Source organism: Dictyobacter formicarum, assembly GCF_016587435.1.
In genome coordinates this window covers 1-19,961 of record NZ_BNJJ01000030.1, presented here as the reverse complement: position 1 = coordinate 19,961, position 19,961 = coordinate 1, and the positions used below count along the sequence as shown (strand labels likewise).

Genomic DNA, 19,961 nt, shown 5'->3' with positions numbered 1-19,961 from the left:
TTCTGGCATGTTCTATCTTTTACATGGTGAAGATGAGTTCACAAGCCGTGAACGCTTAAAACACTTACGTTCCCAGGGCGATTTTGGCTTTAATCAAGATATTTACATGGGAACCGAGGCGGATATTAAAACTGTCATTATGACCAGTGAGACGCTACCCTTTCTGAGCGAGCAGCGCTTGATTGTTATCGACGGCTTGCCCAAGAAAAAGCGTGGGGAAAGTGCTGCATCTGTAGAAGATACGAACAAAGGTGGTAAGACAAAAAAAGGCCGGAAAAATAGTAAAAGTACGACTGGCCGCGCTGGCTTTGAGAAAGCGCTGGCCGAATATGTCGCCACCATGCCAGATTCCACCATCATAATCGTGCTGATAGAAGAGGCACTGGAAAGCAACAATGTCCTTTTAAAGGCCGCCGAAAAACACGGTAAGGTAATCCAGAGCATGCTCCCCAAGGGAGCAGCGCTGGAGAAATGGATTACGGCGCGGGCCAAAAGTATTGGAGTCAAGATTGCGCCGGAGGCTATTAGCCTGCTGGCAAACTTCATTGGCAATAATCTACGGCTCCTGGCTAATGAATTGGATAAGCTGGCAATGTACGTCGGGATAGGGGCAACCATTACCGTGAACGATGTACGCCAGCTCTCCGCTCAGGTTCAGGAGGCGCGTATTTTTGATCTTACCGATGCCCTGGCCCAGCGTAACCGTAAGCAAGCATTAAATATTCTACACGACCTGCTGGCGGATGGTGAGCCTCCCCTCAAGTTGATCAGTACGATCACGTCACAGGTGCGCTCACTGCTGCTCGTCAAGGAGCTGGCCCAAAAAGGGATGCGTGGTGGACAGATTGCTTCGACCCTGGGTATTGCTCCCTTCATTGCCGATAAGGCCCTGCGCCAGGTTGGCAACTTTAACGCGTCTCAGCTGGAGAATGCATATCGCCAGTTACTCTCTACCGATGCTGCACTCAAACGCAGTCGCCTCACGCCAGAGATGGCCCTGGATCTACTCGTGGTTAACTTTGGTCTCTAAACAAACTACCACATCATTCTTGACAGGTCTATCCTCATTGCACACAATAAGAGCAAAGCGGCACCATCATCTGATGACGCTGGACATTTGAGAGAAAGTTTTTTCTGTATGCAAGTATCTTCCTTACAACATGTTATTTTTGAGCGCATCCAACAGATGGGTCCACTCTCCTTTGCGGATTATATGCGGATGGCTCTGTATGAGCCGGGCTACGGCTATTATGTGACTGGCGAGGCGAAGATGGGTTGGGAAGGCGATTACTATACAAGTACTGATATCGCCGATTTCTTTGCCCATTGTATGGGTCGCCAGTTGAAAAAGATGTGGAAGCAACTGGGTCAACCTGTTCGACTGGGCGTTCTTGAGCAGGGCGCTGGCCGGGGCGATCTGGCACGGCAAATACATGATTGGGCCAACGCGCATGAACCAGCATTGGCGGCCGCCCTGGATTATCGCCGCACAGATATTAAGACCGGCCAGGATGCCCTGGTGACGACAGATGACACTTTTGCCCCGACCATCATCTTATCTAACGAACTGGTTGACGCCTTTCCGGTCCATGTAGTAGAGAAACAAGGAGATACGCTTTATGAGGTGGCCGTGACCATCGTCAATGGTCGCCTGGCTGAGATGCTTGTCGAGCCAGATAACACCACGCTTAGCGATTATCTGGATGGCTTTAAAGTTCCCTGGCGCACCTTTGCGGATGGCTGGCGGGCAGAAATTAATCTGGACGCCCTCACCTGGATGGAGCGTACAAGCCAGCTCCTTTTAGGCCCCAATCTCAAACGCAGGCGCCATGGCTTTATCCTGGTCATTGATTATGGAGATATTGCCAGGAAGTTGTATAGTAACGAGCGCCATCATGGTACCTTAAGTTGCTACTATAAACACCAGTTAACCGATCGTCCATTAGTACGGCCAGGGGAGCAGGATATTACAGCCCATGTCAATTTCACGGCCTTAATGCAGACAGCCCGCCAGCAAGGTCTACGCTTACATTCCCTGACCACGCAGAGACAATGGCTGCTCGATAATGGCATCAATGAGGAGCTTGAACTGATTCGTCAGCGCGACTTTAGCGCCATTGATACTGATAGGGCCAGCAATCAGGGGCAGACCGCCCTGCTCCAATGGTACAACCTGCGTCAGAGAGTCTCCGCCCTGACAGATCCAATGGGCATGGGCAATTTCAAGGTACTGATTATGAAGCGCTAAAGGCATCTCATCTTACCTCAACAAAAACTTCCTCCTTTCCTCCATCGTGTATCCCATAGATATGAAAAAATATGTGAAACAAACAACAGGAAAAGGAGCGAAAATGAATACCAGCAATACACCCACCGATATTGTGAGAGGCTTTATGAGCGCCCTGGATGATAATGATCCGGATACCGCTGCGACCTATCTGGCCGATGATTTTCAGTTTAGCGGCTGGACTCCTAAGCCATTGGATAAAAACGGCTTTATGGGAATGCTAAAAGATATTAAAGAAGGCATTCCGGGTCTTTCATTCAACCTGCACAATGTGCTTGAGCCGTCCGAGAACAGGGTCACCGGAACCATCCAGGTCAAGGGCTATCAGAGCGACAGCTTTATTATTCCCATCCTGGGCACTCCCCCTATCCCTCAAACCGCGACAAGCGTTTCGCTACCGACGGAAGATGTTACTTACCAGCTCAATGATGATTCGGCTATTGCCGCGATGGCAGTACAACATGTGGCGGGTGGCGGCATTTCGGGCTTATTAAAACAGTTAGGCATCAATCTAATAATCGTGCAATAAACTGTTTTCAATCGCTGACAGCGGTCTATTGGTACCGATATTGTATAGAAGTTGAGGATAGGCATAAATTACTGTAAAAAAGAACGTATACCTCTTGCCGAGTCTTCGCCACAGGACTCGCATGCTGCTACGATCAATGCTGCAAGAGGTATACATTCTTTTTCTGTCTGACCTAGCGCGGCGAACTAACCGAACCCCGATTAGCTGGCACACGAGCATTTTGATCGTGATACTGGCGACCACGCCAGTCTACTCCACGCTTGGTAATTACTCGCCACATCGACTGCCCTAAGATGCCCGTAAAGATGGCGCCCGCTAGAGGATGAGTAAAGGCGTAGTACCAGGGGACATGTAGCTGGCGGTTGAGCCATGCGCGATACGAGATCAAAGGCGCCAGTTCAAGGCCCGTTGCCAGTGCAGCTTCCTGTGCAGAGATTCCCTCTGAGCGCGAGCTACGGGAAAGGCGAGCCAGTAGTGGCAACAAGAAGGGAATGATTGAAATCATGGGCAGACCCAATAGTTGGACCAGCACAAACAATAATCCTCCTCGATTGCCGAGGTAGGCGTTCTTGCGCCAGCCACGCCATATATCACCCAGGCTATGATACATATGCACGTGCACCAGACCGAGGCTATCAATGAAGCGCAAGCTATAGTGGTGAGACTTGACCAGGTGGGCCAGGTCGCGATCGTCTAACAAGGTTGCGCGCATGTCCGGGCGCCCATAGCCACCCAGGTCCTGATAGACCTGACGGCGGATCAGGATGTATTGTCCATTCGCTACTGCAACAGGACTTTGTGGATCATTGACGAAGCGTGGGGGATAGAGCATGCTAATGCCAAGATAAGCCATGGGCATCAGGACGCGATCCCAGAAAGATGGGAGCTCCTGCTCGGCGCCCAGAGTGAAGAGATCAGCATGTTCAGATGTGGCCTGAGTGATAGCCGAGCGCAAAGCATTCGGGGCATGCCAGGTATCGGCGTCAGTAAAAAGAAACCAGTCTCCATGTGCCTCCTGTACGCCGCTATGGATAGCATGTGGCTTACCTGCCCAACCAGCTGGCAGCTCGTCTCGCAAGCGCAATACCCATAAATGCTTGCCATTAGCATGACTATGCGCCAGTTCGTCTAGAATGGCACCTGTGCGATCTGTCGAACCATCATCGACCACGATAACTTCATAATTAGCATAATCTTGCTCCAGCAAAGATTGCACACAGCGCCGAATATTGCGCTCCTCATTACGTGCGGGCACGATAATTGAGACCAATGGCTCCTTCGCTGCCTCGTTGGCAGTTAGCGCCTTCTCAGGGCCTTTGTTCCGTTGCACTGGAAGTACATGCAAATGATCTTCTTTGCGTGGAGAGGTACGCCACCAGAGAATAGCATAAAAACCAACCACCCCGATCACATGCGACCATAAGACAAAACGGGACCAGGATTGCCACCAATATGTATTTTTCATTGGATTCACTCTTTATTAGTCATGAAGAAATCTATTTTTACCTATTATAATCAAAAAATGGCTCGCGTCTAATTCACTACCTGGCAGCGGCATGCTGACAGGAGAATGGTACTCTGCCAGGACCTTACTCAAGATACTCTGCGCGCCATGGACAGATCTCAATAATATACGCAGCAATAGAAACTACGTTTGTAGGTTGCGAGCTTGATATAGCTGGTGTACAATCATAAATACCCATGATGCGTCGTGGCACAACATTAAAGTGCCTCATGATGACGCGCGATTCCCCATAAGTAAAGCGATTGCGATTCTGGCTAGCAATAAACATGCACTCACAATACTGCAGGGAGCGAACGCGCCATCCATCTATAAAGAGAACATATGCAACAAAAACGATGGCTTTTTATACCAATAGCATTACTCTTGAGCTTCCTGGCTTATTTTTGTAGCATGCTGGTTGTACCACCCCCGGCAGCTCAGGCCCATGCATATGTTATTGGTTCAGATCCGGTTGATGGGTCGACTATTGGTAAAGTACCGGGCGAAGTACATATCTTTTTTAATGCTCCCATCAGTTCTATCAGCAATGCCCACATTTACTCGATCCAGCAAGGAAATCTGGTAGAGGTAAATGCAGGTGCCAGTCATGTTGCCACCTCCAACTCGCAAGAGTTAATTACATCGATCAAGACGCCCGACACCCAACCCGAGGGTAGTTACGAGGTAATCTGGACGGCGGTAGCCAACAACGATGGAAATACAACGTATGGCATCATTGGCTTTGATGTTGGATTTTCAGGCACCGGCGTGGATGGCACCACCACACTTGGTCCAACCAGTAGCAATAACCTGGAAGGTATTCACAAATTAGATACGGCCGCCATTCTATCGATTATCTGGGAATGGATGACCATTGCCGCTCTGACATTTTGGATTGGACTGCTCGTCATTGAGCAATTCGTTTTAACAGGTGGGCGTGGCTCAGGCATCTTTTCGCAGGCGCGCAAACGCAGCTACGCTCTTGAATGGCTGTGCCTCCTCGTGTTGCTGTGTAGCGAAGTTATCTCGTTGATTCTGCGCATGGTGCGCCTGGCCCGGACATTGCCTGATCTGAATGTATCTTTGCTCTTTAGTATCATTCCAAATACCGCCTATGGCACAATCTGGCTCCTCCGTATCCTGCTCATCGTGATGGCCATGATTCTTCTCTATCTAACCCATCGACATAAAGCCGCTCCGGTCACAGAACCAGAGTCTGAGCCCATCACCAATTTTGAGCGCCTCACAACACAGGATGACATAACGGCCAGTCCACACGAAACACGCGACCTGATCAAAAACAAGCAAGCAGTTGAATCCGAGCCGCCGCAGCGGCGCCACACCGCTATCTGGTTGGCTCTGGCCAGCCTGATCACCCTTACATTCGTGTTCACCAGTTCAGTTGTCCAGGTGCTCAATCCATTCATGAGCGCTATTGTTTTTGACTGGCTACACTTGCTTGCCCAGGGCATATGGTTAGGAGGCTTTACCTACCTGGCCTTTGTGCTTCTGCCGCTGCTCAGTGGGGCTGAATTCGAATATAATACAGAGACTCTGACCTTTCTATTGCGCCGTCTGACGCCGATCTTAATAGCAGGCATGGCCATTCAATTGGTCTGCGGACTCTTTTTAAGTGAAGCCAGCATTAGCGATGCACAGCAACTCATCAATGACCCATTTGGGCGCACACTTCTAGTTCAGATCCTGCTGACCCTTTTCACCGTTGGCTTGAGTATCTACGCGCTCTATACGATTCGACCTAAACTGACCCACCAGGCGCTGCTGTTACCAGTCGTTAAAGCGGAGCTGCCTACCAGGCGTACGCGCCAATCTGAGATCGGCAGCACACAGCGCCTCCTCAAGCTGACCGCGAAAACTATGGCCGTCTGCGGAGCGATTATTTTGCTCTGCTCTGCCCTCGAGTCGTTTTTTGCGCCGCCGATCGATTTTCCTAATATTAAATATAGCAACCAGGCTCAGACGCAAAAAAATGCTCCGATTGATTCGCAAACGCGCCAGATTGGAGATCTAACGGTCACCTTACAGGTACTGCCAGGGCGCATAGGTTATGAGCATACGGTGATCGTACTGATTACTGATAATAAAGGCAGGCCTGTCACCAATGCCCAGGTCAATCTGGTGACCAATATGCAGCTCATGAATATGGGAGAAGGACGGATCAGTATACCGCAGGGGAATCCTGTTTACATAGCTACCTTTGACAAACGTGTAGCATTCAATATGGCGGGATTGTGGAATATCAAAGTGGGGATTCAACGACCCGGCCAGAAAACTCTGACCGATACATTCAAAATTACCCTGACGGGCTAGGGTGTGTTTGCAACCCATGCGCTTTGTGCCTGCGGCCCCTGACGCTACGCGCTTACAGCGCCCAATCTCTATTTCATGGTTGGTGCAGCAGGTGCACGAATGTGCACCTGCTGCACCAACCATGAAATAGAGATTGGGGACGCCTGCGTTCCCCAGGCCCAGCGGCGCATGCGCCCATCCGCCCGGGACGATACAGATGGGCTTAAAAGGATGGTGGAGGCGCGCTCGCGTTCGCATCTTCAGCTCGATATTCTTGAGCTAATTCAGCATAATGGTGGGCGCTCATCGATAGGGCCGTAATCTCATTCTCATTCAGACTACGTACAACACGCGCAGGTGTTCCAAGCGCCAGTACATGTTCAGGGATATGCTTTCCTTCACTTACCAGGGCACAGGCCCCGATAACCGTTTCATTAGCAACGCTCGCATGTGACAACACTACAGCTTGCATGCCAACCAGCACGCGCGCACCTAGCGTGGCTCCATGCACCACCGCATTATGTCCAATCGTACACTCTTCACCAATCTCTAACGGAGCATCCGCATCTACATGCAGCGTGCAATTATCCTGAATGTTACTATGACGTCCGACCACGATCCTGGCACTATCCCCGCGCAAAACCGCGTTGTACCAGACGCTGACACCTTCTTCAAGCACAACGTTGCCGATCACCATAGCCCCCGGGGCGATAAAGACATCTTTTCCAATCGTTGGCCAGACTCCACGATAGGGCAAAACAGGCATAGTCGGTCTCTCCTTATCGATTGTTTTAACAATTTTAACCCCTGCTGAGAGCATGTTTCATACCCATGACCGTCGGGATGGGTATGAAACATGCTTTTCAAAACACGCTTTTAGCGCAAGGCGTTGGTCACCACAAACATCAGGTTAGCGGGGCGTTCCGCCATACGACGCATGAGATAAGGATACCAATGAGAACCATAGGGGACATAGACGCGCACATTGTAACCCTGCTTGACTAACTTATCCTGAAGATCGCGGCGTATGCCATATAGCATTTGAAATTCAAAGGAAGACTTACTGATGCCATGATCACGCACAAACTTACAGGCCGCATCGATGATGGCTTCATCGTGCGAGGCGATCGCCGGAAAATTGCCACGGGCCAGTAAAATATGCATTAAATCTACATAGTTCCGATCAACATCGGCCTTATTTTGATAGGCCACGCTTTGCGGCTCTTTATACGCCCCCTTCACCAGGCGCACCCGTGCCCCCTGGTTAACCAGTTGCGTGATATCATCGTGGCTACGATAGAGATAGGATTGAATGACCGTTCCGACCAGATCATAGCGCTCGCGAGCCCGTTTAGTCAGAGCTACTGTTTGCTCTGTATATGCCGAGCCTTCCATATCGATGCACACAAAAACGTTGTGCTCTCGACCGCACTCTAAAATGGTCGAAAGATATTCCTCACATAATTCGGGAGAAATATCCAGGCCCAGTGCCGTTAGCTTGATAGAGATATTGGCATCAATCTGGGTCCTGGCAATCAGTTCAATGGCATTTACATAATCTCGCATCGCTTCCGCGGCCTCTTCTTTGATGGCCACATTTTCACCCAACAAATCCAGCGCCACTTGAATCCCACGATCATTCAGGGTACGCGTTGCACGTACAGCATCCTCTAATACTTCACCTGCGACAAAGCGACGCGAAGCATTGCGAGTGATTTTATTCTGCACCACAAAATCGCGTAAGCGTGGGTTCTGAGCGAGGTAGAGTAAGGTATCTTTGAGCATCTTTGACATCCTTTCAGCGAGGAGAAGCAAAGAATGAATGATAAACAACCGATCAAGCTGAAAAAATCATTCCTGTCACCAGCTGCAAACTTTATTTTGCTCTACCTATCATAGCACAAGGAAGCGGGGTGTTTGCTAGATTTACATAAAGCCAGTACGAGCTTACCAGCGCATGGCTAAACGGATCAGACAATCCCACACGAGATCGTGCAGGAAGCGGCGCAGCAGTATTAATAGAGCAGCAGAAAAAGGCACACTATAACGCGCCCAGGGGTGGGAGCTATCGAGAATGCGCACGACAGTATCAGAGAACTTCTGCACCGGGAAGCCGGTCTGGCTGGATTGGGTAGCGGACTTCTCAGCCATTTTCAGGAGGCGGGCATAGGGACTCGAGTCTTTAGCAGCTCCGAGGTGCTCGAACGAACGTTGCAGGCTGGTCTTCCAGATACTGGTCGGGCTTGAGGCCGGCTCAATGATACTTACCCGTACGCCAAAAGGGGCTAATTCCAATCTCAGGGCATCGCACAGGCCTTCCAGTGCATATTTACTGGCGGAATACACACCTGTGACAGGTACTGAAATACGTCCGGAAACGCTACTTACAAAAATAATTTTGCCCCGGGCAGCTTTGAGCAGGGGCAGAAATAGCTGTGTTACACCCACATGCGCAAATACATTGATCTCAAACTGCGCGCGCACATCTTCTAAGGGCATGATCTCAATGGGGCCACCATAGGCGGTGCCAGCATTGTTCAACAGGGCATCCAGCCGTGGCGTCTCGCCGCGAGATGCTGATTGCTGCTCGGCCTGCAGAATTTCTTTAATATCGTCCCGTAGCTTTTCAACCTGTTCCCGCTGTGTAATATCGCAGAGAAAGGGGGTGATGTTATTGCGGCAACGCTGCTGTTCAGCTTCCTCGAGCAAGCTAGCACTATCCGCTTCTTTACGCACGGTCGCAAAGACATGCCAGCCACGGCGTGCAAGATCAAGGGCTGTACAACGGCCAAATCCGCTTGAACAGCCCGTAATCAAAATAGTCTGTCTTGTCATACTTATTTATTATCTTTCTGCTTGTCCGATACGGCTCCATAATCCCAGGCGTATAAGTTCGTTACGTGCCTCAAAGCCGAATAGTAGCGGGTCCATTTCTCGACCATGCCGAATTACCAGGCCGCGCAACATCTCAATTAATTCTGCTTTGCAGGCCAGGTCACGCTCAAAGGGAATATGTTGAGCTAACTGCTCGATTGCTTGTCTGTTATACCATTGTTCCTGCGTCTCAGCCATAGAATGAAAGAAACACCCTTCCAACTATACACATCGGCAGCCTTCAGACGCTTTGTCACACGTACTGAAGCGGTGTGAGAGCTGTATAGTAAATTACATAGGAAAAACGCCTACTATGAAACCATGGTAACACCTGGCAAAGAATACGTGCAAGTGAAAGATCTTCGCAAGGCCATTTTTTGATATACCATGAAACAAAATGGAGATATGCGGATTATAATAGCCATTTTGCCCTAAAGTAAACAGCAAAACTTGATTGAACCGGGAGTTAAATGTTACTGTGGTGTAGTAATAAATTGTGTTGATAATAGTAGACATAAGCGCATTTGTCAGAAATTTATAAGGTAGGCGAGGAAAATGTTTTGTACCTTTTGTAAAACAGCACGCGTAGCGAATGAGGCACCATGCCCTAATTGCGGAGCCCCATCTCCGCTGCTAGATAATTCACAAAACGCTGGCTGGGGAGCTGGGACTCCTGGTGCAACATCCTGGGGTGGCCCTGGATTACAAAGCAACATGCCATCTGGGGGACAATGGGAACAACCACAGGTTCCTCAAATGTCTTTTAATAATGCATCTTCAACTCCCTGGCAGACTGGCTCGAACGCAATGCCAGCGTGGCAACAATCAGGAGATCAATATCAGCCAGCGTGGCAGCAATCTGAACCACTTAATCCTATGCCTGCATGGCAGCAGCCTTCGGGACAACTGGGCGCGCAGCCAGCAGAGCAGAGCCCGGCCTTTCAGCAAGGTCAGCAGCAATCGATGCTGCCTGTCCCCTATCAGGGAGGCATGGAGCTACAACCAGAAGGACGTCAGCCAACCATCTCGCTGCAATTAGTACCACAACAGGCGGTTGAACATCTGTTGCCAGCAGAACCGCTTAATCCGGAGGTGGTACATGTCCCACCCATGTTTACCAAGCCACGTCCCATCGTTCCCAGGCATCGCGTAATCAGCGGTTTCTTAAGCGTGCTGATTGTGGGGCTCTTGCTATGCTCAGGCGCAGGCTATTATGCCAAGGCAAGCGGCACATGGGATAAAGTGGTTCGTCTTTATAATGGCCAGGGCGGCCCAAACATCTCGGCGAACAACCAGAATATCCCTGATCCTCCGGCGCTCACAGATAAAGATAGTGGCCCAGCAATGAACATTATTCCATCTGTCGCACTGGCGACGCATATCGATAAATATAATCTACCCACCCAGCCAACGAATGTATTTGCGCCCGGCCAGACTTTTTATCTCACCTTCAGCGTGCAACCGCCCAAGGGGCAGAAAGGCGCAGTTACGGCCAAGTGGTACACCAATGGCATATTTTATAGGTCTCAATTATCGCAGAAGATCAAATATGATCCGATTCAGATCTATAACACCGAAATGAGTATGCAGTTTACCAATCGCCTCTCGGGCTATGTAGAGCTGTATTGGAATGGCCAGTTTGCCCAGCGGCGCTACTTCGCGATCAAGTAAAAAAGAACCTAAGCATTACGCAAAAAGCACATAAAGAACCCCGAGTCGCGCTTCCTATGTATAAACAAAAGATATAAATGAAGCTCGTTACTCGGGGTTCTTTATGTGTGTACCTTAGTCATTAAAATATGACCTTATTTGCACTGTGTCTCGACTTCTATGTCACCAAGAACCTTTACCTGACAGGCCAGGCGCATGTTAGGATTTTTCTTCAGGTCGCTGCGCAACCAGAACTTCTCCATGAAAGAGAGCTCATTGGTATTGGTAGAAGGGGAGACGGCAACACGATCGGTGCCACAAAAGCCATTGCCATGGCAATTGGCAAACTTGTAGAGACCACAGTAAATGGGAACGTCGTTTTCTAACGCTGGATAACGGACAGTATCTCCTTCGGGCACTTCTACCCGTACATTCTCACGTACATATGTAATGGTTGGCACGGCTCAATCCTCCGCAAAATAGTAGCTTGTTGATATAGCATAGCTTGATTATGCCTTGTCAGACTATAGCACAGAAGGTAAGGAGCGTCAATAAAACGCGCAACAGGCCTCACTTGTCCACCGTAGAGGGCATCGCAGTCGGGGTTGGATCCGAGCTATCATTATTGATAGTAACCTGGACATTTTGATGTATGGCTGTGACACCGGGCGCGGTAGCGCTAATCTGGATAGCGGCCGAAGAGGTTTTGAGACCACCCTGCGGCGTATGCAGGACTACTGTGAGCGTTATACTCTCGCCGACCTTTATGCTGCCCTGCGAAGGTATCACTGTGAGCAGACTTTTATCAATCCCATCCACTCCGATTGAGCATTGTAGGTCAATATTGCCAGTATTCTGTACGGTAATCGTTTGCGCGGGCGTATCCTGACCGGCCACGGCTGTAAAACTCAGACTGGCTGGTTGTATCTTGATTGCCGGTGCCGGGGGAGCCGTAACCAGCAAGGCAACGGCCAGTTGCCGGATGTTACCGCTTGAAGAGGTGAAGGTGATTGTTCCTTGATAAGAACCTGGATGCAACGCTTTAGCAGAGGCGCTAATGGTCACCGGAAATTGTTCTCCTCCCACAAGAGAACCATTGGCTGGCGAAACCTGCAGCCAATCACCCTGGTCAACTGTAGTTACACGACTCCCCCAATCCAGTGCAAACCCACCACTATTTTGCAGCGTTACCGTCTGGGCGGCAGCTGCCTGTCCCGCCTGGACCGTAAAATTGAACGAGGGGGGCGAAGCGATCAGGTTGCCAGCATTCACCACATTCATTGAAATCCCCACTTGAGCGTTTGTTCCGCCGGAAAACTGGATGCTTCCCTGATACGCTCCAACGGCCAGATGATAGGAGTGCGCACTAACCACCAGTGTCTCGCTGGCACCGGGTGCCAGCTCATCATGATCTGGACTGATACTCAACCAGTTGCCATTGTCATCAGTGGCAACTGTGCTTGACCAGTTGGACGCCTTCTGTCCACTATTGTGAAGAGTAATCAACTGATCGGCTGGATCCTGACTATTACTGGCTGAATAATTCAGCTGCGTGGTAGACAGGGTCAAAACCGCCGGAGCCGGTGTGACTTCCATGGTGACATTCATGGTCAGAGTCGCGCTACTATCACCTTTTTGTGTAAAGGTTAGATGTCCGCTATATGGCTGAGGAGCAAGTCCCCCCCGATTGACTGTCACCCGTACGCTCTGGCTGCCAGAAAAGGTGCCGCTACTCGGCGACGTACTTAACCAGGGCTGATCACTGGTTACGCTCCAGGAGAGCTGATCGCCGCCGCTATTGGATAAAATGATCGATTGACTGGAAATGATGCCAGGTGCCGCCGCGGGAAAACGACAATCAGGTTGCGAGAGATGGAGCACAGATGGCTGGGTCGAGGGTGCCTTTACCTGGATATGCGTTACTGCCTCCATACCACGCGTGCTATCTACCGCACTCACTTGATGGTCGCCCGCCTGCCAATCTCCAGGAATTTGAGCTTGCAGCGAAAAAGCCCCCCGTGCATCAGTGTGAATGGCTAATGGCTGCCCATTTTCATTCAAGAAAACATGATGGGCATCATGGAAAAACGCGATCTCGTCATGCGCGGAAAAACCTCTTCCCGATAGGGTAAAGGTATCGTTGGTACGCAATGTATCGGGCACAGCTTGAATTACCGGGGTGGCAATGCTGGCACGCTTACCAATCAACGCAAAAGCAATAATACTAGCTGCCAACAGAAAAAAAATGCATGAGATAGTCAGGAGCGAGGAGATAGTACGCCGAGAAAACCATGTATTGCGTTGGGCAGGCAGCGGCCAGCGCAAAGTTTTTTGCTCGGTATAGGACCGAACAGCAGCGGTCTTCTGACGCAGCAGCGCCGCCCGCTGTGCCTTCAGGGCCGGTGCCTCCTGTGTAGAAGGAAAAACAATATATTCAGGAGCTTGCTTGCCCCGGTACTGTGGTTCCTTTTCATCTGCCAGGGGACGCTGCGCTATTATCATGTTGGATTGATAGGGTTGATCTTCAGGATGCAGCCCAAAGGTATGTCCAGCGCGATGTGAAGCAGCGATCGGCCGTGAATCCTGGCGCGCCTCGCGTGCCAGTTCAGGAGACAGTGCATGCCCACAACGGCTGCATACTTGAGCATCGGCACGTTGTAAGGCCTGACAATATATACAACGTTTGGTATCCATAATCCACCCTTTTTATGATCTGCCTGTACAAAGAATGGTGATCCGGCGGTGCTAATATATATATGAGATATCCATATGAGAGTAAAGCACATATATACAGTAAAGGACGTACGGACAACTGTAATCCCAAATGCCTGCCTTATATCCATTGCCCCTTACTATAAATACGTTGCAAGCTTATATATTTAGATATATAAAATATATCATTTTAAGCGCTTTAAGCCAGAGGCCAGCTCGAAGATGTCAATCGCTTCAAGCCGGCCTCTGGCACATGGAGTTACGCAATGGTTGCCTGGCGCCTGTCACGGTGAAGGTGTGGGAGTGCTAGCGAACGCATTGATACTCATAGTCACAACGTTTCCAACCACAGATACCGAGCTACTACCTGAATAGAGTACTTGCGCGACATCTGTACCATTGGCAACCGCCGTATAGGCACCAACTGGCACATTAGTAAAGGTAGCCACACCATTAGCATCAGTCGTTTGACTGGCAACAATTTTTCCAGTCGAGTCGGCAAGTGAGACAAGTGCTCCAGGAAGTGGTGTTGGCAACGAACAGGCCGTAGTCGCGCAAGAATTTACAGTGACGCTTACCGTAGTTCCGGTCACGGTCAATGTTACAGGTATCTGCGGTTTGCCATCTACCGAGGCCCCACCACTGCCATTGGGAGTAACAGTAATCACACCGTGGTAGGTACCAACATTCAAGCCTGTCGCATCGACACTCACACCCAGTGTACTACCCTGTCCATTGTCGGAACCAGACGGGGAGCTCAGTTGTAGCCAACTGCTATCCGCCGTAGCGGTCCAGGATACCGGCAAGACACATAAACCAGACAGGCCCAAAGGAATGCTCTGCTGGGTAGCCGTTTGACCTTGAATCGCTGAAAATGTGAGCCCTGGCGATGAGGACTGGAACGTACAGGGCATTTGAAGCGCCAGCGCCATTGACAGCGTTTGAGGGCTGCCAGGAACAGAATTTCCCATACTATCGGTTGCGGTAAGCGTAACCGATTCACTGTAATTTCCTGCCAGTAAACCCGCATTGCTAGGATCGACAACTACGGTTGCTGATTGGCCGCTGGTCGTAAACTGTCCGCTATCGGGTGAGAGTTTCAACCATGATGCAGCTGCACTATGATCAACCTTCCACTTTAACGGCCAGTTACAGTTACCTGCAGCTGTAAAGGTCACTTGCTGTGATGGCGGATCCACATCCCCCTGAACAGCATTAAAGGCCAGCGAGGTTGCAGAAGGAAAGGTCAGGGTACAGGGCGCAAACACGGTGAACGTTACACCAATGGTCTGTGGGCTACCACTGGCTGGATTGCCATTTGAATCAACGCCGCTAAGCGCAATTTGCCCGGTATAGCTACCGGGAGTTAAATTACTGGCATCGACATTTACCATCAGACTGCTGGTCTGGCCAGCGGTAATAATAGCTGGACCTTGAACGACACTTAGCCATTTCGAGAGCGGATTAGGTATTACTGCCAGGGTCAACGCGCTCCCACCGGTATTTGCAATGGCGATGCTTTGCCCCGGCGGATTGGCCTGTCCTTTTGTGATGCTGAAGTTCAAATTCAGCGGTGACGCTCCTATAATTGGAGCTAAAGGTGGCGGCGGCGGCTGTATGATCAGTTGCACGGCCACCGTCTGCGTGCTTTGCGTCATGGAGATCGTGACGACTCCATTGTAGGTACCCGCTGACATACCAATAGTATTGGCGGTAATTATAGTAGATGCCGTAGCGGCATTCATCAGGGATCCCCTATTAGGAGTGATTGTCAGCCATGGTACAGATGACGAAGCGCTCCAGTTGGTATTTCCCCCTCCACAACTGGTATTACCCACCAGATTTAAAACCTGACTGTTGGCGCCACTCTGACCAGCTACAGTAGTAAAGAGCAGGTTACCAGTGCTAAGCAACAGACTGCAGCGTGGCTGTACCATCAGTGACACTCCAACTGTTTGGGGACTATCCAAAGCCTGGAGATCCTGGAACTGTAGCTGCGCCGTATAGGTACCCGGCAGTAATGCTTGACTATGAACATTTATATTGACCGAGACGCTGCCACCCGGAGGTACCGTACCAGCAGTGATGCTGGCAGTTACCCATGGGCTAGTGAACCCGACTAAATTACTGATATAGGAATTATTATCTGCTTTTAAATTTGAAGGCTGGTTACGCACAGACCAGTGCAATGGCTGCTTGCCGAGATTTGAAATGACCAGCGCTTGAGTTGCGGGATCAGCCATACCATCGGCGGAGGTAAAAGACATTACAGGGGGGGAGACATCGAGCACAGCACCGGCATTAGCAGGAATAGCCATCACTTTCATGTGGACAGTAATGTCTTGCGGCTCACTTACATTGGATGAGATAGTAATTTTTCCTTCATATGAGCCTGGTTCTAGCTTTGTGCGATCGACAGCAATTTGCACATCCTGGTGATCACTAAACATGCCCTGGTTGGGTGTAAACATCAGCCAGCTAGTACTGCTGCTGGCTGCCCAATTAATCATGCCACCACCAGTATTATCCAAACGAATGGGACGTAAAGTATTGCCACCCTGCCACGAGGAGCCCAGATCAATATTTGTGCTTTCCAATTGTAGATGGGCAGGACGTGTCGGACCAACCCCAACGGATAACACCGCACTGGCAGTATAACGTGTCTTGATATCTTCAGCTTCAATAGTATGTGAACCAGCCTCCCAACTATCCTCGACTACCATCACAACATCTTTTGATCCCTGGGGGCCAACGTGAATGATATCGCCTTCATGGATCAGCTTTACATGCTCTTGAATATCATGTGAAAGAACAATTGCCGAGGTAGGTGTAAAATCTTTGAGGTGGATAGTGACGAAATCCCCCTGATTGGCAAAACGCGTCGAAAGCGTCATGGTGGGTGGCAAACCAGAAAACGCTTTTCCCCCATGTTCTAAAAATGTTACCAGTACCGCATCTATAGCCAGAGCAACAATAGCGATCGTACACATAACAATGAAGGAGAGGCGCAACCATTTGCGCGGCGCCCGCTGGATATTTTGCCAGATGAGTCCCGCTGGATAAATAAGTACAGTTCGTAAATTATTGCTCTCTACCTGTGCTGATGGGAAACGGCGGGAAAGCAAAGGATCGGCATGATCAATCCACTCATCCTTCTCTTCATCGATTTCCGCGGCATGCAACCAGGGCCAGAGATCGGGCAGGCGTTCATCCAGATCCTCGGGCAAACGTTTATCCAGCGCATTACGCATATGTTCTGTGCTAAAGGCAGTTGCCGGTAAGGGTGTACTTTCACGACGAATATCCGCCGATATGTCTCGCAATGGTGACAGGCGCGATGCCCGTGGCGATCGGCTACCAGACGCGGCATCTCCTTGCATTTCGGCAATCATTCTGGCTGCATTATTCAGCATATGAAAGGAATGATCTGAAGCAGTGGAATATTCATCGGCAGCCGACCAGGTATGTTCATCCGGTGTCTGAATATCAGGCTCAGGATAAAACGCATCCATCGGAACAGTGAACACATCCATCGGAACAGTGGAAGAAGAAGAGGACGACATACTGTCCGACGCTATCTCCGCTTCTGGATCCCCCTGGTGACCATGACCTTTGAGTTGTAAACGGCACTGATCACACAGGATCGCCGAAGCGCTACACGGCTGATTACAACGCAGACATTGATTCATGCTTTTAGCTCTTCTGATGATAAAATATAAAACCCATACCCATATATGCTAATTTTTCACTCTATTAATAAATAATAACAAAAAATAACCGCTGTCGCCTCCTCCCGTTACTACCTCACGCAGCACACCTCAGCTCATCAATATAAGTGAACTCACATTGATTAAACGTTACTAATCAGCAATTGTCACCTGAACAGCAAAAATGGGTATTTTGAGCCTCAATTCCGTTAACATCAGGAAGGCTTAAGCTCAAAATAATAGGAGAGCAAGATGGCTCTCCTATTATTTATATTGACTGCAGATTAGCGCAGGACCGCGCCAAAATCTTCATGCAGCACACGAATAATACGTTCCTGCAATTCGTTCGCTTCGGTATCTTTCAAGGTTCGATCCTGAGCCTGATATACCAGCGTATACGTCAGATTCTTTTTCCCGGCAGGAATTGGATCACCGGTATAGACATCGAAGAGATCAACCGAGCGCAGTAGCTCACCACCGTGGCGGATAATATCGTTCTTAATATCCTGGGCCGCGATATGCTGATCCACTACCAGCGCCAGGTCGCGTGTTAGCGCTTGATGCCGTGAAATCTGCTGGTACGTTAGCTGAGTTGGTACTGCCGCATAGAGAGCTTCCAGATCAAACTCGGCAAGATAAGCTCGCTGGGATAGATCGTAGCGCTGCTGAACAAGCGGGTGTACCTCACCTAAAACACCTACAGGCCGGAAGACCTCGTCTCCATTGTCTGTGGTATAGGCTAACTCTAATAGCGCGCAGCGACCAGGATGGAATGTAGGATGCTGAGTCGGCACGAAGCGATAGTTTTGGATCTTGAGGCCCTCCAGAAGCGTTTCGGCGACACCTTTCAGATCATAGAAATCAGCCGGGCGCGATAATTCTGGCAACCAGGTGTTCTCAGCCGGACCCGACATAGCAATGGCAACCGTGCGGCGCTCATCTGGCAAGCTCGATTTGCCATCAGTGGGCAGATAGCGACGACCTATCTCAAAGAAGCGCAAACCATCTTTGGTATATTTGCTGTTCTGCTGAATTGTCTCTAAGAGATTACTCATAAGCGTCAGGCGTAAAGCTTCCAGATCCGGGCTGAGCGGATTGACGATCGTAATTGCTGGCAGGGCATGAGCATCAAAAGTTGCCACAGACGTGTTTATGTTGGAGGCGGCAATGCGTGCTTCCTCCTGGGCAGCCGAGCGGTTGGGCGACTGTAAGAGTAAACTGGCGGAAGCTGAATCAACCTGGGCCAGCAATTTTATCATACGCGCACGACTGGTCAACGTATAGCTCACGATCTCATTCAGACCAGCCCCAACCATGAGATTGCGTATAACTTGCTCGCGCTCGAACCAGCGGTCAATCGTTTGCTCAGGCAATGGCCCATCAGGAATGGTGCTGGGAATATGCTCGTATCCGATCAGGCGAATAACTTCTTCGACCAGGTCGGCGCTCTGAGTGACATCCGTACGATAGGTTGGAATGGTCACCTGCATACTTTTGCCATCTTCAGCGGGGGTCACGGTGAAATTTAAAGCGCTCAAGGCTTCAACTACTTCGCCCTGGGTTACCTGCATGGAGGTCAACCACTCCACGTCATCAGTTGAGAAAGGCATTGTGAGCGACTGGACCGGTTGTGGATAAACATCCACCACGCCCAGATGAACGCTGCCTCCGGCCAACTCAGCCAGCAACTGCATGGCACGATTAGAGCCCAGCAACGCCAGTTCGGGATCTAATCCCTTCTCGAAATGACTGGAGGCGTCAGTCCGCAGTCCCAGCGTGGTCGAGGTACGACGAACATTGCCGGGATGGAAGTTTGCAGACTCCAGCAGCACAGTAGTGGTCTTGTCGCTAACTTCGCTGACCGCGCCACCCATCACGCCAGCAATGGCCGTTGGGCCAGTGGGATCAGTGATGAGCAACATGTCGGGTTTCAGCTTGCGCGTGACCCCATCTAGTGTGGTCAGTTCTTCCCCTGGTTGGGCACGACGTACAATAATATGGTGCTCGGGCACCAGATCGTAGTCAAAGCTGTGCAACGGTTGACCATATTCCAGCAACACATAGTTAGTAATGTCTACCACGTTGTTGATCGGTCGCAAGCCAGCGGCCAGTAAGCGTCGGGCCATCCAGCTGGAAGAAGGTCCGACCTTGACGTTGCTCACAACGCGTGCTGTGTAACGCGGGCACAGCTCGCTATCTTCAACCGTTACCTTAACCAGTTCTGTCGCCGGTGTTCCTTGTTCCTGAAAATGCGGCTCTGGCAGGCGTAGAGGCTGCTTTGTCAACGCGGCCACTTCACGGGCCACCCCGATAATTGAATTGAGATCGCCACGATGGGCTTTAATCGAAAAATCGAGCACGACCTCACCCAGCAGATCCACCAGCGGC

Annotated in this window: 14 protein-coding genes; 5 read left to right on the top strand and 9 right to left on the bottom strand. The window is 50.2% G+C overall.

What is annotated here, in order from left to right; genetic code table 11:
- The first annotated feature begins 7 nt into the window (after nt 1–7).
- The 3 genes from holA to JMI88_RS34185 all read left to right on the top strand — a co-directional run bounded on the left by holA (nt 8) and on the right by JMI88_RS34185 (nt 2,816).
- Nucleotides 8–1,030, top strand: coding sequence for a DNA polymerase III subunit delta (gene holA / locus JMI88_RS34195; protein WP_201366519.1), 1,023 nt, complete (start codon nt 8–10; stop codon nt 1,028–1,030).
- 108 nt (nt 1,031–1,138) lie between these two features.
- Nucleotides 1,139–2,248: a class I SAM-dependent methyltransferase gene (locus JMI88_RS34190; protein ID WP_201366518.1), complete on the top strand. Its 1,110-nt coding sequence runs from the start codon at nt 1,139–1,141 to the stop codon at nt 2,246–2,248.
- Between the two features lie 103 nt (nt 2,249–2,351).
- A complete protein-coding gene (locus JMI88_RS34185; protein WP_201366517.1) occupies nt 2,352–2,816 on the top strand; it encodes a nuclear transport factor 2 family protein in 465 nt (154 codons plus the stop codon).
- A 172-nt stretch (nt 2,817–2,988) separates the two neighbouring features.
- Here the strand turns inward: JMI88_RS34185 and JMI88_RS34180 are convergent, their stop codons facing one another.
- On the bottom strand, nt 2,989–4,281 hold the full coding sequence (locus JMI88_RS34180; protein ID WP_201366516.1) for a glycosyltransferase: 1,293 nt from the start codon (nt 4,279–4,281) through the stop codon (nt 2,989–2,991).
- Between the two features lie 381 nt (nt 4,282–4,662).
- On the opposite strand from JMI88_RS34180, the gene JMI88_RS34175 reads away from it, so the two are divergent.
- Nucleotides 4,663–6,651, top strand: coding sequence for a copper resistance CopC/CopD family protein (locus tag JMI88_RS34175; RefSeq protein WP_201366515.1), 1,989 nt, complete (start codon nt 4,663–4,665; stop codon nt 6,649–6,651).
- A 202-nt stretch (nt 6,652–6,853) separates the two neighbouring features.
- On the opposite strand, the gene JMI88_RS34170 is transcribed toward JMI88_RS34175, so the two are convergent.
- From JMI88_RS34170 to JMI88_RS34155, 4 genes are all read right to left on the bottom strand, one after another.
- On the bottom strand, nt 6,854–7,396 hold the full coding sequence (locus JMI88_RS34170) for a gamma carbonic anhydrase family protein (RefSeq protein ID WP_236023190.1): 543 nt from the start codon (nt 7,394–7,396) through the stop codon (nt 6,854–6,856).
- 110 nt (nt 7,397–7,506) lie between these two features.
- The gene (locus JMI88_RS34165; RefSeq protein WP_201366513.1) at nt 7,507–8,415 is read right to left on the bottom strand and encodes a proline dehydrogenase family protein; all 909 of its coding nucleotides are present in this window, start codon (nt 8,413–8,415) and stop codon (nt 7,507–7,509) included.
- Between the two features lie 162 nt (nt 8,416–8,577).
- The gene (locus JMI88_RS34160) at nt 8,578–9,465 is read right to left on the bottom strand and encodes an SDR family oxidoreductase (RefSeq protein ID WP_201366512.1); all 888 of its coding nucleotides are present in this window, start codon (nt 9,463–9,465) and stop codon (nt 8,578–8,580) included.
- Between the two features lie 9 nt (nt 9,466–9,474).
- Nucleotides 9,475–9,702 carry a hypothetical protein gene (locus JMI88_RS34155; protein ID WP_201366511.1) on the bottom strand — a complete coding sequence of 76 codons (228 nt, stop codon included), beginning with the start codon at nt 9,700–9,702 and terminating at the stop codon, nt 9,475–9,477.
- Between the two features lie 516 nt (nt 9,703–10,218).
- On the opposite strand from JMI88_RS34155, the gene JMI88_RS34150 reads away from it, so the two are divergent.
- A complete protein-coding gene (locus tag JMI88_RS34150) occupies nt 10,219–11,175 on the top strand; it encodes a hypothetical protein (protein ID WP_201366510.1) in 957 nt (318 codons plus the stop codon).
- 134 nt (nt 11,176–11,309) lie between these two features.
- Here the strand turns inward: JMI88_RS34150 and JMI88_RS34145 are convergent, their stop codons facing one another.
- The 4 genes from JMI88_RS34145 to JMI88_RS34130 form a co-directional block, all read right to left on the bottom strand.
- On the bottom strand, nt 11,310–11,615 hold the full coding sequence (locus JMI88_RS34145) for a 2Fe-2S iron-sulfur cluster-binding protein (RefSeq protein ID WP_201366509.1): 306 nt from the start codon (nt 11,613–11,615) through the stop codon (nt 11,310–11,312).
- Between the two features lie 109 nt (nt 11,616–11,724).
- Nucleotides 11,725–13,848: a BACON domain-containing protein gene (locus JMI88_RS34140; protein ID WP_201366508.1), complete on the bottom strand. Its 2,124-nt coding sequence runs from the start codon at nt 13,846–13,848 to the stop codon at nt 11,725–11,727.
- 302 nt (nt 13,849–14,150) lie between these two features.
- A complete protein-coding gene (locus JMI88_RS34135; RefSeq protein ID WP_201366507.1) occupies nt 14,151–17,555 on the bottom strand; it encodes a BACON domain-containing protein in 3,405 nt (1,134 codons plus the stop codon).
- A 302-nt stretch (nt 17,556–17,857) separates the two neighbouring features.
- Nucleotides 17,858–19,961, bottom strand: a 2,104-nt coding sequence (locus JMI88_RS34130) for a phenylalanine--tRNA ligase subunit beta (protein ID WP_201366506.1), incomplete at its 5' end; no start/stop codon positions are given.